The 13,846-nt window shown below is 74.0% G+C and carries 16 protein-coding genes; 10 read left to right on the forward strand and 6 right to left on the reverse strand.

The annotated features are described in order from the left end of the window. Positions 1–39 precede the first annotated feature (39 nt). From CELF_RS08520 to CELF_RS08530, 3 genes are all read right to left on the reverse strand, one after another. Positions 40–1,017, reverse strand: a complete 978-nt coding sequence (locus CELF_RS08520) for a COX15/CtaA family protein (RefSeq protein ID WP_013770847.1) — start codon at positions 1,015–1,017, stop codon at positions 40–42. 72 nt (positions 1,018–1,089) lie between these two features. Then, a complete protein-coding gene (locus CELF_RS08525) occupies positions 1,090–1,911 on the reverse strand; it encodes an ABC transporter permease (RefSeq protein ID WP_013770848.1) in 822 nt (273 codons plus the stop codon). Next, positions 1,908–2,831 carry an ABC transporter ATP-binding protein gene (locus tag CELF_RS08530; RefSeq protein WP_013770849.1) on the reverse strand — a complete coding sequence of 308 codons (924 nt, stop codon included), beginning with the start codon at positions 2,829–2,831 and terminating at the stop codon, positions 1,908–1,910. The genes CELF_RS08525 and CELF_RS08530 overlap by 4 nt, the downstream gene beginning before the upstream one ends. A gap of 268 nt (positions 2,832–3,099) precedes the next feature. Between CELF_RS08530 and CELF_RS08535 the strand changes: the two genes are divergently transcribed. From CELF_RS08535 to CELF_RS08580, 10 genes are all read left to right on the forward strand, one after another. Next, positions 3,100–3,837: a helix-turn-helix transcriptional regulator gene (locus tag CELF_RS08535; protein WP_013770850.1), complete on the forward strand. Its 738-nt coding sequence runs from the start codon at positions 3,100–3,102 to the stop codon at positions 3,835–3,837. Next, entirely contained in the window at positions 3,834–5,276 is a 1,443-nt protein-coding gene (sufB, locus tag CELF_RS08540; protein ID WP_013770851.1) for a Fe-S cluster assembly protein SufB, read from the forward strand. The genes CELF_RS08535 and sufB overlap by 4 nt, the downstream gene beginning before the upstream one ends. Next, positions 5,276–6,577 (forward strand): Fe-S cluster assembly protein SufD, encoded by a 1,302-nt coding sequence (gene sufD / locus CELF_RS08545; protein WP_013770852.1) that lies wholly within the window; start codon positions 5,276–5,278, stop codon positions 6,575–6,577. Before sufB ends, sufD begins: the two co-directional genes overlap by 1 nt. Next, positions 6,574–6,906, forward strand: a complete 333-nt coding sequence (locus CELF_RS08550; RefSeq protein WP_013770853.1) for a non-heme iron oxygenase ferredoxin subunit — start codon at positions 6,574–6,576, stop codon at positions 6,904–6,906. Before sufD ends, CELF_RS08550 begins: the two co-directional genes overlap by 4 nt. A 16-nt stretch (positions 6,907–6,922) precedes the next feature. Beyond that, positions 6,923–7,681: a Fe-S cluster assembly ATPase SufC gene (gene sufC, locus CELF_RS08555; protein WP_013770854.1), complete on the forward strand. Its 759-nt coding sequence runs from the start codon at positions 6,923–6,925 to the stop codon at positions 7,679–7,681. 82 nt (positions 7,682–7,763) lie between these two features. Beyond that, entirely contained in the window at positions 7,764–9,116 is a 1,353-nt protein-coding gene (locus CELF_RS08560) for a SufS family cysteine desulfurase (protein WP_013770855.1), read from the forward strand. After that, complete coding sequence (gene sufU / locus CELF_RS08565) at positions 9,113–9,595, forward strand: Fe-S cluster assembly sulfur transfer protein SufU (protein ID WP_013770856.1); 483 nt, start codon at positions 9,113–9,115, stop codon at positions 9,593–9,595. The genes CELF_RS08560 and sufU overlap by 4 nt, the downstream gene beginning before the upstream one ends. Continuing rightward, positions 9,592–9,927, forward strand: a complete 336-nt coding sequence (locus CELF_RS08570) for a metal-sulfur cluster assembly factor (RefSeq protein ID WP_013770857.1) — start codon at positions 9,592–9,594, stop codon at positions 9,925–9,927. Before sufU ends, CELF_RS08570 begins: the two co-directional genes overlap by 4 nt. Before the next feature lie 152 nt (positions 9,928–10,079). Further along, positions 10,080–10,415: a PadR family transcriptional regulator gene (locus CELF_RS08575; protein WP_013770858.1), complete on the forward strand. Its 336-nt coding sequence runs from the start codon at positions 10,080–10,082 to the stop codon at positions 10,413–10,415. Positions 10,416–10,418: 3 nt separating this feature from the next. Then, a complete protein-coding gene (locus tag CELF_RS08580; protein WP_013770859.1) occupies positions 10,419–11,390 on the forward strand; it encodes a permease prefix domain 1-containing protein in 972 nt (323 codons plus the stop codon). A gap of 54 nt (positions 11,391–11,444) precedes the next feature. Here the strand turns inward: CELF_RS08580 and CELF_RS08585 are convergent, their stop codons facing one another. The 3 genes from CELF_RS08585 to CELF_RS08595 all read right to left on the reverse strand — a co-directional run bounded on the left by CELF_RS08585 (position 11,445) and on the right by CELF_RS08595 (position 13,678). Next, positions 11,445–11,966 carry a DinB family protein gene (locus tag CELF_RS08585; RefSeq protein WP_013770860.1) on the reverse strand — a complete coding sequence of 174 codons (522 nt, stop codon included), beginning with the start codon at positions 11,964–11,966 and terminating at the stop codon, positions 11,445–11,447. A gap of 9 nt (positions 11,967–11,975) precedes the next feature. Then, positions 11,976–12,539 (reverse strand): GNAT family N-acetyltransferase, encoded by a 564-nt coding sequence (locus tag CELF_RS08590; protein WP_013770861.1) that lies wholly within the window; start codon positions 12,537–12,539, stop codon positions 11,976–11,978. Between the two features lie 116 nt (positions 12,540–12,655). After that, positions 12,656–13,678: a LacI family DNA-binding transcriptional regulator gene (locus tag CELF_RS08595; protein ID WP_013770862.1), complete on the reverse strand. Its 1,023-nt coding sequence runs from the start codon at positions 13,676–13,678 to the stop codon at positions 12,656–12,658. Between the last annotated feature and the right edge of the window lie 168 nt (positions 13,679–13,846).

The following is a 13,846-nucleotide window of genomic DNA, read 5'->3' on the forward strand; positions in this document are numbered from 1 at the left end:
AGCGGCGGCGAGCGGGCCGCCCGCGCTGTCGGGGCGCTGTCAGGCGGCTGTCAGCGGCGCGGCGGCGGGCGTCCCGGCGCCCGGCTCGACGGGCACCCGCCCGCGCGAGCGCAGCGTGCCGGCGAACGAGGCGACGCCCGCGGCGAGGAGCGCCGCGCCGATCATGTGGAGGTTGACGAGCGCGATCGGCAGGCCCGTGAACAGCTGGACGTAGCCGATCAGGCCCTGCCCCAGGGTGACCGCGAGCAGCACGAGCCCGACGGTCCGTGTGCGCCCACCGACCTGCGCGCGCAGCACCCGCACGAGCATGACGACGAGCACCGCGACGAACAGCCAGACCGACGCCGCGTGCAGGCGGGCCACGGCGTACGGGTCGACCGCGAACCGGTAGCCGACCTCCTCGTCGCCCGAGTGCGGTCCGGCGCCCGTGACGACGACGCCGAGCACGAGCACCGCGACGGCGAGCAGGGCCAGCAGCCAGCGCAGCGCGTACGTGGTGCGGTCGACGAGCGGGACCGGCGGCGCGTCGCCCTCGGTGGACCGCACGAGCAGCCACGTCGAGACGGCGACGAGCGCCATGGAGATGAGCATGTGCCCGCCGACGATCGCGGGGTGCAGGTCGACGAGCACGGTGATGCCGCCGACGACGGCCTGCACGGCGACGCCCGCGAGCGGCGCGAGCCCGAGCCAGCGGTAGGCGGCGGAGCGGCTGCGGTCGGTGAAGACGAGCAGGGCCACGGCGATCGCGAGGACGGCGAGCACGCCGGTGATCGTGCGGTTGCCGAACTCGATGAACGGGTGGATCGACGTCGCCTCGTGGAAGCGGGGCGTGAACTCGCCGGGCTCGCACTCGGGCCACGTGGAGCAGCCGAGGCCGGACCCCGTGAGCCGGACGGCGCCGCCCGTGCCGACGATGACGATCTGCGCGACGAGGTTCGCGACGATCGCGGGTCGCGTCCAGCGCGGCCGCAGCCGGTCGAGCAGGGGTGCGGCGGGGGCGGTGGCGGGCGTCGTCACGGCTCCCAGCCTACGGTCCGCACCGGCGCGTCCCGGCCCGTCCGGCGGGGGAGACGCGTCACGTCGGGCGGCTCAGTGCCAGCGGAACAGGCGACCCGCGCCCCAGCCGAGCGCGGCCGTCCAGCCGAGCAGCACGACGACCGACCACGGAGGCAGCACGCCGTGCAGCAGCGTCTCGCGCATCGCCTCGCCGAGCGCGCCCGACGGCAGCAGCAGCGCGACGTGCGCGAGCGGTCCGGGCAGGCTGCTCGCGGGCACGACGACGCCGCCCGCGACGGCCAGCACGAGCAGCGCGAGGTTCGCGACCGCGAGCACGGCCTCGGCGCGCAGGGTGCCGGCGACGAGCATCGCGAGCGACGTGAACGCGGCCGTGCCGAGCACGACGGCGACGACCGCGAGCGGGACGCCGGCGGGGTCGGGGCGCCAGCCGAGCGCGACGGCGGCGACCCCGATGACGAGGACCTGGACGAGCTCGACGACGAGCACCCCGAGCACCTTGCCCGCGAGCAGCCCGCCCCGGCCGAGCGGCGTCGTGGACAGCAGCCGCAGCACGCCGTTGCGGCGGTCGAACGACGACGCGATGGCCTGCGACGTGAACGACGTCGTCATGACGGCGAGCGCGAGCACGCCCGGCGCGAGGAAGTCGATCCGGCTGGCGCCGCCGGTGTCGAGCTCGACGGACGTGCCCCGCGTGAGCCCCACGAGGACGAGGACGGGCACGACGACCGTGACGAGCAGCTGCTCGCCGTTGCGCAGGATCGCGCGCGCCTCGAACGACGTCTGCGCCAGGACCCGGCGCCACGTGGGTGCGGCACCGGCGTGCGGGCCGCGGCCGGCGCCGACCGGCGGGACGGGGGCGGCGGGCGCGGGGGCCGTGCGGCGGGGGTCGGTCATCGCAGGTCCCGTCCGGTGAGGTCGAGGAACACGTCCTCGAGCGTCGAGCGGCCGACGCTCAGGCGGCTGACGAGGACGCCGTCCTGCGCGAGCCGGGCGGCGACGGCGGCGACCGCGGCGGGGTCGACCGGGCCCGCGACGGCGTACGAGCCGGGTGCGGCCTCGGTCACCGTGAACGCGTCGCCGAGGGCGGCGCGCAGCGGCGCGAGCGCGAGCCCGGCGGGTGCCTGCAGGTGCAGCGTGCGGTCGTCGGCGGACGTCAGCAGGTCCGCGACCGAACCCTCGGCGACGACGCGCCCCTGGTCGACGACGACGACGTGGTCCGCGAGGTCCTCCGCCTCGTCCATGAGGTGCGTCGTGAGGAGCACCGCGACGCCCTCGGCGCGCAGCTCGCGCACGAGCTCCCAGACGGCGAGGCGCGCCTGCGGGTCCATGCCCGCGCTGGGCTCGTCGAGGAACACGACGTCGGGCCGTCCCACGACCGCTGCGGCGAGCGCGAGGCGCTGCCGCTGGCCCCCCGAGAGCCGCCGCACGGTGGTGCGGGCGAACGAGCCGAGCCCGAGGCGCTCGGAGAGCTCGCCGACGTCGCGCGGGTCGGCGTACATGCGCGCGACGTGGTCGAGCATGTCGGCGGCGCGGATGCCCGTCGGCAGGCCGCCGTCCTGGAGCATGACGCCGACGCGGGGCCGCAGCTCGCGCGCCTGGGTGCGCGGGTCGAGGCCGAGCACCCGCACCTGGCCCTCGTCGGGCGTGCGCAGGCCCTCGCAGCACTCGATCGTCGTCGTCTTGCCGGCGCCGTTGGGGCCGAGCACGGCGGTGACGCGTCCGGGCAGCGCGACGAGGTCGAGCTCGTCGACGACGGCCCGGCCGCCGTACCGCTTGACGAGCCCGCGGACCTCGAGCGCGGGGGAGTCGGGCACGAGAGGGGAGTCTAGGCGGGCTGCCGGTGCGCCCGGGGCGCCGGGCCGGCGGGTGAGGTCCGACACAGCGACCGCGGCGGGTGCGCGTCGCGGTGCGGTTCGCCGGTGCGTGCGCGTCCCGCGTGCGTGGGACCAAGGTCACCCTTGCTTGCAGGGATGCATTTCGGCAACAAGGATGTTGTCAATATCGCGACCTTCCCCCGGGTCGAGCGCCGGCCGGTCCCCACCGGCCGGAGCCGCGTGGGGGTCCACGAGCCCGGAGGTGAGCATGAGCGCGACGCTGCCCGTCCCCACGGCCGCCCCCGCGAGCCTCGACTCCGACGCCGGGACGCGCGAGCGTGTGCTGCGGATCGTCGCCGCCGACGGCCCGGTCTCCGCCGCGGAGCTCGCGGCGCGTCTCGACCTGACGACGGCCGGCATCCGCCGCCACCTCGCGGTCCTCGAGTCCGGCGAGCAGATCGCCGTGCACGAGGGTGCGGGACTCGGCCCCGCCCGCCGTGGTCGTCCCGCCCGGCGGTACGTCGTGACGAGCCGCGGCCAGGCCGCGCTGTCGCACCGCTACTCCGAGCTCGCCGCGCAGGCGCTGCGGTTCCTCGCGGAGCACGGCGGCCCGGGCGCCGTCGAGAGCTTCGCCGAGCAGCGCGTGCGCGACCTCGAGCAGCGTCTCGTCGCGGTCGTCGACGCCGCGGGCCAGGACGTCACGGCCCGCGCCCGCTCGCTCGCGGACGGCCTGTCCGCCGACGGCTACGCCGCGTCCGCGCGGCCCGTGCCCGGCACGCACGCCGTCCAGCTCTGCCAGGGGCACTGCCCCGTGCAGGACGTCGCGCACGAGTTCCCGCAGCTGTGCGAGGCCGAGGCCCGTGCGTTCTCGCGCCTGCTCGGCGTCCACGTCCAGAGGCTCGCCACGCTCGCCGGCGGCGGCCACGTCTGCACCACGAACATCCCGACCGCCACCCCCACGCACCACCCAGCCCCCGTGCTCGCCCCGGAAGGACCGACAGCATGAGTGCACCCACCGAGAACGCGGCCGCCACGCCGCTCACCCAGGACGAGGCCATCGCCTCGATCGGCAACTACACCTACGGGTGGCACGACAGGGACGTCGCCGGCGCGACCGCCAGGCGCGGGCTGTCCGAGGCCGTCGTGCGCGAGATCTCCGCGCTCAAGAACGAGCCCGAGTGGATGCTCAAGACGCGCCTGAAGTCCCTGCGCCTGTTCGAGAAGAAGCCCATGCCGTGGTGGGGCTCGGACCTGTCGGGCATCGACTTCGACAACATCAAGTACTTCGTGCGCTCGACGGAGAAGCAGGCCGCGAGCTGGGAGGACCTCCCCGAGGACATCAAGAACACGTACGACCGGCTCGGCATCCCCGAGGCGGAGAAGCAGCGCCTCGTCGCGGGCGTCGCCGCGCAGTACGAGTCCGAGGTGGTCTACCACCAGATCCAGGAGTCGCTCGAGGAGCAGGGCGTCATCTTCCTCGACACCGACACGGGCCTGCGCGAGCACCCGGAGATCTTCGAGCAGTACTTCGGCTCCGTGATCCCCCCCGGCGACAACAAGTTCGCGTCGCTCAACACGGCCGTGTGGTCGGGCGGGTCGTTCGTCTACGTGCCGCCGGGCGTGCACGTCGAGATCCCGCTGCAGGCCTACTTCCGCATCAACACCGAGAACATGGGCCAGTTCGAGCGGACGCTGATCATCGCCGACGAGGGCTCGTACGTGCACTACGTCGAGGGCTGCACCGCGCCCGTCTACTCGTCGGACTCGCTGCACTCCGCGGTCGTCGAGATCATCGTCAAGAAGAACGCCCGCGTGCGGTACACGACGATCCAGAACTGGTCGAACAACGTGTACAACCTCGTCACCAAGCGGGCGACGGCCGCCGAGGGCGCGACCATGGAGTGGGTCGACGGCAACATCGGCTCCAAGGTCACCATGAAGTACCCGGCGATCTACCTCATGGGCGAGCACGCGCGCGGCGAGACGCTGTCGATCGCGTTCGCCGGCGAGGGCCAGCACCAGGACGCGGGCGCCAAGATGGTGCACGCCGCGCCGCACACGTCGTCGTCGATCGTCTCCAAGTCGGTCGCGCGCGGCGGTGGCCGCACGTCCTACCGGGGTCTCGTGCAGGTCCTCGAGGGCGCCGAGCACAGCGCGAGCAACGTCCTGTGCGACGCCCTGCTCGTCGACCAGATCTCGCGCTCCGACACCTACCCGTACGTCGACGTCCGCGAGGACGACGTGTCGATGGGCCACGAGGCGACGGTGTCGCGCGTGAGCGAGGACCAGCTGTTCTACCTGATGTCCCGGGGCATGCCCGAGACCGAGGCGATGGCCATGATCGTGCGCGGGTTCGTCGAGCCCATCGCGCGCGAGCTGCCCATGGAGTACGCCCTCGAGCTCAACCGCCTCATCGAGCTGCAGATGGAAGGGGCCGTCGGCTGATGACGACCACCACGGAGAACCTGTCGACCGACCACTCGCGGGCGGTCGCCGACGGGGCCCACACGCACGGCGTCGGCGGCACGCCCGAGTCCTCGCGCGCCTCGCGCCCGACCTCGTTCGACGTCGCGGACTTCCCGGTCCCGACGGGCCGCGAGGAGGAGTGGCGGTTCTCGCCCGTCGACCGCCTCGCGCCGCTGTTCGCGGCGTCGACCGACGGCGTGCTGTCCGGCCACGGCGTGCTGACGACCGTCGTCGAGGCGCCCGAGGTCCGGGTCGAGATCCTCGACCGCGGCGACGAGCGCCTGGGCCGGGCCGGCAAGCCCGGCGACCGGACCGCCGCCGTCGCGTGGGCGTCCTACCCCCGCGCGACCGTCGTGACGATCCCGCGCGAGCAGGTCGCCTCGACCGTCACCTCCATCAAGATCGAGGGCGTCGAGGGCGCGGGCCTGCACGACGCCCCGCTGGAGCCCTCGGCGTCGCACCTGCTCGTGCACGCCGAGGCGCTGTCCGAGTCGGTCGTCGTGATCGACCACGTCGGGCACGCCGCGCTCACCGAGACGGTCGAGATCGTCGCGGACGAGGGCGCGCACCTCACGGTCGTGTCGGTCCAGGACTGGGCCGAGGGCTCCGTGCACGCCGCGTCGCACCGCGTCGTCGTGGGCCGCGACGCGACCGTCAAGCACATCGTCGTCACGCTCGGCGGCGACGTCGTGCGCGTCACGCCGGACGCCGAGTTCGTCGGCGAGGGCGCGTCGGTCACCCTGCTCGGCCTGTACTTCGCCGACGCGGGGCAGCACCAGGAGCAGCGCCTCTTCGTCGACCACGCGGTGCCGAGCTGCGTGAGCCGCGTGACCTACAAGGGCGCGCTGCAGGGCGAGGGTGCGCACGCGGTCTGGGTGGGCGACGTGCTCATCCGTGCCGCCGCCGAGGGCACCGACACCTACGAGCTCAACCGCAACCTCGTCCTCACGGACGGCGCGCGTGCGGACTCGGTGCCGAACCTCGAGATCGAGACCGGGGTCATCGAGGGCGCGGGCCACGCGTCCGCGACCGGCCGGTTCGACGACGAGCAGCTCTTCTACCTGCGGGCCCGTGGCATCCCCGAGGCCGACGCGCGTCGCCTCGTGGTGCGCGGCTTCTTCGCCGAGCTCATCCAGGAGATCGGCGTCCCCGCGGTCGAGGAGCGCCTGATCGGCGCGATCGAGAAGGAGCTCGAGGCGTCGATGTCGGCGCTCGACGGGCTCGCGGACCGCCCGCACGTCGAGGGCTCCGAGTCGGCCGCGCGCACGGAGCGCGCATGACCGCCCAGCTCGCCTGCTACGACGAGGACGTGCCGGAGGCCGGCACGTTCCGCGTCGAGCTCGAGGGCGAGTCCGGACCCGTCGAGGTCGCGATCGTCCGCGACGAGGACGGCGAGCTGCACGCCATCAGCGACATCTGCTCGCACGGCGCGGTGTCGCTGTCCGACGGCGAGGTCGAGGGCTGCTCGATCGAGTGCTGGCTGCACGGCTCGCGGTTCGACCTGCGCACGGGCAAGCCGCTGGGCCCGCCCGCCGTGAAGCCCGTCCCCGTCTACCCCCTGACCGTCGACGGCCAGCGCGTGCTGGTCGACGTCGACGCCCCTCTCTGACCTAGGAGTTCCCCGCATGGCCACCCTGGAGATCCGCGACCTGCACGTCAGCGTCGAGACCAAGGAGGGCGCCAAGCCCATCCTGCGCGGCGTCGACCTCACCGTGAGCAGCGGCGAGACGCACGCGATCATGGGCCCGAACGGGTCCGGCAAGTCCACGCTCGCCTACTCGCTCGCGGGCCACCCGAAGTACCAGATCACCTCGGGCACCGTGACGCTCGACGGCGAGGACGTCCTCGCGCTGTCCGTCGACGAGCGTGCCCGCGCGGGCCTGTTCCTCGCGATGCAGTACCCCGTCGAGGTGCCGGGCGTGTCCGTGTCGAACTTCCTGCGCACCGCGAAGACCGCGATCGACGGCCAGGCGCCGCCGCTGCGCACGTGGGTCAAGGACGTCCGCAAGGCGATGGACGACCTGCGCATGGACCCGGCGTTCGCGGACCGCTCGGTGAACGAGGGCTTCTCGGGCGGCGAGAAGAAGCGCCACGAGATCCTCCAGATGGAGCTGCTCAAGCCGAAGTTCGCGATCCTCGACGAGACGGACTCGGGCCTGGACGTCGACGCGCTGCGCGTCGTGTCGGAGGGCGTCAACCGCGTGCGCCAGAACCCGGACGTCGGCGTGCTGCTCATCACGCACTACACGCGCATCCTGCGCTACATCCAGCCCGACTTCGTGCACGTCTTCGTCGACGGCAAGGTCGCCGAGGAGGGCGGGCCCGAGCTCGCCGAGCGCCTCGAGAACGAGGGCTACGACCGCTTCCTGTCGTCGGCGGTCTGACGACCGGCGCACGCACCGCCCGGGGCCGCAGGCCCGCCTCGGCCCCGGGCAGCACCTCACACGACTTCGAAGGGCGGACGACGTGACCAGCACGCTCGACACCGCGGCCCCGCTCGACGGCACGCCGCCGTCGGCGGCCCCCCGCACGCTCGGTGCCGCCGAGCTCGCCGCGGTGCGCGCCGACTTCCCGCTGCTCGCACGCACGCTGCGCGGCGGCCGGCCGCTCGTCTACCTCGACTCCGGCGCGACGTCGCAGAAGCCCGAGGTCGTCCTCGACGCCGAGCAGGACTTCTACGTCCAGCGCAACGCCGCGGTGCACCGCGGTGCGCACCAGCTCGCGGAGGAGGCGACCGAGGCGTTCGAGGACGCCCGGGCCCGCGTCGCGTCGTTCGTCGGGGTCTCGCCCGGCGAGCTCGTGTGGACGTCGAACGCCACCGCGGGGATCAACCTCGTCGCGTACGCGCTGTCCAACGCGACCCTCGGACGGGGCGGCGAGGCGTCGGCGCGGTTCGTGCTGCGTCCCGGCGACGAGATCGTCGTCACGGAGGCGGAGCACCACGCGAACCTCGTTCCGTGGCAGGAGCTCGCGGCCCGCACGGGCGCGACGCTGCGGTGGATCGGCATGGACGACTCCGGGCGCCTGCGCACCGACGAGCTGTCGTCGGTCGTCACCGACCGCACCCGGGTGCTCGCGTTCACGCACGCCTCGAACGTCACCGGCGCGATCACGCCCGTCGAGGCGTTCGTCGCCCGGGCTCGCGAGGTCGGGGCGCTCACCGTGCTCGACGCGTGCCAGTCCGTGCCGCACCTGCCCGTGGACCTGCACGCGCTCGGCGTCGACTTCGCCGCGTTCTCCGGCCACAAGATGCTCGGCCCCACGGGCGTCGGCGCGCTCTACGGGCGGCGCGAGCTGCTCGAGGCCATGCCGCCCGTGACGACCGGCGGCTCCATGGTCGAGGTCGTCACCATGGAGCGCACGACGTACGCGCCGCCACCGCAGAGGTTCGAGGCCGGCACGCAGATGGTCTCGCAGGCCGTCGGCATGGGAGCCGCCGCGTCCTACCTCGCCGAGCTCGGCATGGACGCCGTCGCCGCGCACGAGGCGCACCTCACGCAGCTGCTGCTCGACGCCGTCGCGTCCGTGCCGGGCGTGCGCGTCCTCGGCCCGACCGACGCCCGCGACCGGCTCGCGAACGTGTCGTTCGTGGTGGACGGCGTGCACGCGCACGACGTCGGCCAGGTGCTCGACGACGCGGGCGTCGCCGTGCGGGTCGGCCACCACTGCGCCCAGCCGCTGCACCGCCGGTTCGGGGTCGCCGCGACCGCCCGCGCGTCCGCCGCGGTCTACACGACGGACGAGGAGATCGAGGTGTTCCGGGAAGCCCTGGCCGGGGTCCGGGCGTTCTTCGGTCTGGAGGACGGAGGAACCGCATGAGCACCTCGATGGAGCAGCTGTACCAGCAGGTCATCCTCGACCACGCCAAGTTCCCGCACGGGCGGGGGCTCGGGGCACCGGCCGGTGCGGCGCGGACGGGGGAGTCGCACCAGGTCAACCCGACCTGCGGCGACGAGGTCACCCTGCAGGTCGACGTCGACGCGACCGGCGTCGTGCGGGACGTGCGCTGGGAGGGACAGGGCTGCAGCATCTCGCAGGCGTCCGTGTCCGTCCTGCACGACCTCGTGGTCGACCACGACCTGACGACCGTCGACGACCTCGCCGGCACGTTCCGGGCCCTCATGCAGTCCAAGGGCGCGGGCCTGGGCGACGAGGTCGAGGACAAGCTCGGCGACGCCGCCGCCTTCACGGGGGTGGGCCGTTACTCGGCGCGCGTGAAGTGCGCGCTGCTCGGCTGGGTCGCCCTGAACGACGCACTCATCAAGACCGGCGCGGCGCGCACCACGGAGGACGCATGAGCACCGAGACCAACCCCAGCACCCCGACGACCGTCGCCGACGTCGAGGAGGCCATGCGCGACGTCATCGACCCCGAGCTCGGCATCAACGTCGTGGACCTCGGCCTCGTCTACGGCGTCGTCATCGACCAGGCGAACACTGCGGTCATCGACATGACGCTCACGTCGGCGGCCTGCCCGCTGACCGACGTCATCGAGGACCAGTCCGCGCAGGCGCTCGACGGCATCGTCGACGGGTTCCGCATCAACTGGGTGTGGATGCCGCCGTGGGGCCCGGAGAAGATCACCGACGACGGCCGCGCCCAGATGCGCGCCCTCGGCTTCAACATCTGACGCGCCGCCCGCGCACCTGACGACGCCCAGGACCCCGGACCGCCGGGGGCCTGGGCGTCGTCGTGCGTGGCGGACCGGCGCGGGCTCGCGTCGAGAGCGAACCCAACCTGTTTCCTGGACGATGATGTGTGCCACACAGTATGGTGTGACGCATGATCGACGACGCGGTCCTCGAGACCCACCGGCAGGAGCTGCGACGCGGCACCGTCGTCCTGGCCTGCCTGCGACTGCTCGAGCGCCCCGGGTACGGCTACGGGCTCCTGGAGGACCTCGCCGCGCGCGGCTTCGAGACCGACACCAACACGCTGTACCCGCTCCTGCGCCGGCTCGAGAAGCAGGGGCATCTCACGAGCGAGTGGAACACCGACGAGGCCCGGCCGCGCAAGTTCTACCGGACCAGCTCCACCGGCCGCGCGCTCGCGGTCGCCCTCACCACCGACTTCCGCGCGATCGCCACGGCCGTCGCCGGCCTGCCCGAGGAGGACTGAGCGATGACATCCACCACCAGCCGACCCGACACGAGCCTGTCCGCCCGCTACGTCGCCGCGGCCACGCGCTCCGTCCCCGAGCAGCAGCGCGACGACCTCGCGGCCGAGCTGCGCGCCTCGATCGACGACCAGGTCGACGCGCGCGTCGACGCAGGCGAGGACCCCGCCGCCGCCGAACGTGCTGTGCTCACCGCGCTGGGTGACCCCGACACCCTCGCCGCGGGCTACACCGAACGCCCCCTGCATCTGCTCGGCCCGCGGTACTTCCTCCCGTGGCGCCGCCTGCTCACGCTCCTGCTGTGGATCGTCGTTCCCGTCGCGTCCGTCGGTGTCGCGATCGGGCAGGCGCTCGACGGCGCGACCTTCGGCGCGGTCGTCGGGTCCGTCGTCACCACGGCGCTCGCCGTCGTCGTCCACCTCACGTTCTGGACGACGCTCGTGTTCGTCGTCATCGAGCGCACCTCCGCGCTCGACGACGCGCTCCCCACGTGGAGCCCCGACAGCCTCCCCGAGCACGACGAGCACACCCACGGGCTCGTCGAGCTCGTCGCGGGTCTGCTGGGCCTCGCGCTCGCGGCCGGCGCGGTGCTGTGGGACCAGACCCGCGGCTTCCCGCTGCCGACCGGCGACGGCGACGCGTCGTTCCTCGACCCCGCCCTGACGCCCTGGTGGACCGGCGGGCTCCTGGTGCTCATCGCCGCCGAGGCGCTGCTCGCCGTCGCCGTCTACGCGCGACGCGGATGGACCCTGCCGCTCGCCGCCGTCAACGCGACGCTGAACCTCGCACTCGCGGTCGGGACGACGTGGCTGGTCGTCCAGGAGCGGCTGGTCAACCCGGCGTTCGTCGACGCCCTGCTCGACGTGGGCACCTCGCAGGACGCGTTCACCGTGCTCGCCGTCCTGCTGGTGGCCGGCATCCTGGCCGCGACGACGTGGGACACGGTCGACGCGTTCCGCAAGGTCCGGCGCCGCTGACCCTCCGCACGGTCGTCGGTGGGTGAACCCCGCAGCGGCGCACCTGCCGCGGGATCACTCGCCGGTGACGCCGTCGATCGCCTCGCGCAGCAGGTCGGCGTGCCCGTTGTGGCGGGCGTACTCCTCGATCATGTGCACGAGGATCCAGCGCAGGCTGATCGGCTCGCCCGTGCGCCGGTGCGGGCGCGCCGCGGGGTGGTCCAGGTCCCCGCCGAGCGCGTCGACGACCGCGTCGGACCGGGCGATCGTGTCGCGCAGCAGCGCGCGCAGCGCGTCGGGCTCGTCCTGCACGGCGGTGTGCCACTCCCAGTCGCGGTCCGCGTCCCAGTCGACGGACGCCCACGGCTCGGACGGCTCGTGGCCGGCGAGCACCTCGCCGAACCAGCTGTCCTCGACGAGCGCGAGATGCTTGAGCAGCCCCCCGAGCGTCATCGTCGACGGTGCGTGCGTCCGCGCGAGCTGCTCGGCGTCGAGGCCGTCGGTCTTGAGCAGCAGCGTGCGACGGTGGAAGTCGAGGAACGTCCGCAGCGTCGTGAACTCGTCGGCGGACAGGGGCGGGTCGGTGCGCTCGGTCACCGGTGCACCCTAGCCGCGGGGGTCGTCGTTGACCGCGAGCAGGGGAGCGGACAGCGTGACCGGGCCGGTCATCCAGTCCTGGTGGGCCGGCAGGAGCGCGACCTGCCACGCGCCGGGCGGGATCAGGGGAGAGGGCGACGCGAGCCCGAGCGGTTCGGCGGCGGTGAAGCCACGGGGTCCGTAGTAGCGCGGGTCGCCTTCGAGCAGGACGAGCGGCCAGCCCGCAGCGGAGGCGGCGTCGAGCGCGGCGGCGACGAGCGCCGTGCCGGTGCCGCGGTTCTGGACGTCGGGGGCGACGGCGAGCGGCGTGAGGGTGAGGGCGGGCACCGGGCCGCGCGGCGTGGCGATCTCGACCCGCGTGAGCAGCACGTGCCCGACGACGCGTCCGCCGCCCCGCGGCCCGTGCGGGGCTCCGTCGTCGACGGCGACGAGCGACAGGCCCTCGACCCAGGCGCGGTCGCCTCGCAGGGCGTCGAGCAGGGTGAGGACGTGGTCGGCGTGCTCGCCGAAGGCGGTGCCGACGACCTCCCGCACGGCGTCGACGTCGGCGGGAGTCTCGGGTCGGATCAGCACGGCGCGACGCTAGCCCGGCGGAGGCTGGGGCGCAGGCCGATATCCCGAGGGCGGTGAGCCGGCCGTCGGTCCTGCACGCGTCGACGGACCGCGGCGCCCTCCCGGCGCTGCGGCGGCTAGGCCGGCTGGGGTGCGGTCTCGCGGACCACGAGGCGTGTCGGCAGGAGCAGCGAGCTCGGCGACTCGCCGTCGACGAGGGCCAGGAGGACGCGCGCCATCTCGTGGCCGAGCGAGCGGATCGGCTGCTGGACGGTGGTGAGCGCGGGGTGCGACAGCTCGGCGATCGGGAGGTCGTCGTAGCCGACGACGGCGACGTCCTCGGGCACGCGCCGCCCGTGCAGCGCGAGGGTGTGCAGCGCACCGACGGCCATGTTGTCGGACGCGACCGTGACGGCGTCGAGGTCCGGGGCGCGCTCCAGGAGGCGCTCCATCGCGCGCGCACCGCCGTCGCGCGTGAAGTCGGCCCGCTCCACGAGCGTGGGGTCGAGGTTCGCGACGGACAGCGCGTCGGTCACGCCCTCGAGCCGCGCGACGGCGGCGTGCGAGTCGACGGGGCCGGCGATCGTCGCGATGCGGCGGCGGCCCAGCCGGACGAGGTGCTCGGCGGCGGTGCGGCCACCGCCCCGGTTGTCGACGTCGACGAACAGCTCGGGCTGGCCGTGCAGGGGCCGGCCGCCGAACACCGCCGGCAGACCCGACTCCTCGACCATGCGCTGCAGCGGGTCGTCGCCTCGCAGCGCCATGACCATGACGCCGTCGGCGCGGGGCCGTCGCAGCATGCGCCGCACGCGGTCGTGCCCGCGGTCGGGGTGGCACAGGAGGAGCTTGAGGTCGAGCTCGGTGTTCTCGAGGGCGGTCGTGACCCCGACGATCACCTGGCCGATGAACGGGTCGCCGAGCAGGTCGGGGTTGTCGTGCGAGGCGGCCAGCACGACGGCGCCGACCCTCTGGCGGGCGAGGGCCTGCGCGGTGACGTTCGGGACGTACCCCAGCTCGCGGACGGCGCGCTCGACGGCGCGTCGCGTCGCCGGGCTGACGTTGCCGGCGTTGTTGATCGTGCGCGACGCCGCGGACCGGGAGACGCCCGCTCGCTCGGCGACCTCGTCGAGGGTGGGAGGACGCCCGCTCCGGCCCGTCATGGTTCCCCTCGCCCGCCTGCTGGTCGGCGCGAGGCTACCACCGGAGCGCAGGCGCGTGGAGCGCTCCCGGCCCGCAGCGTCGTCGACATGGTCACCCGCCGGAGCGATGACCTCGTCGGTCACCTTGACACCGGCGTACTGCGGCCTCACGATCGTCCGCGGGACTGG

It is taken from the genome of Cellulomonas fimi ATCC 484 (assembly GCF_000212695.1).
Classification (GTDB): Bacteria; Actinomycetota; Actinomycetes; order Actinomycetales; family Cellulomonadaceae; genus Cellulomonas; species Cellulomonas fimi.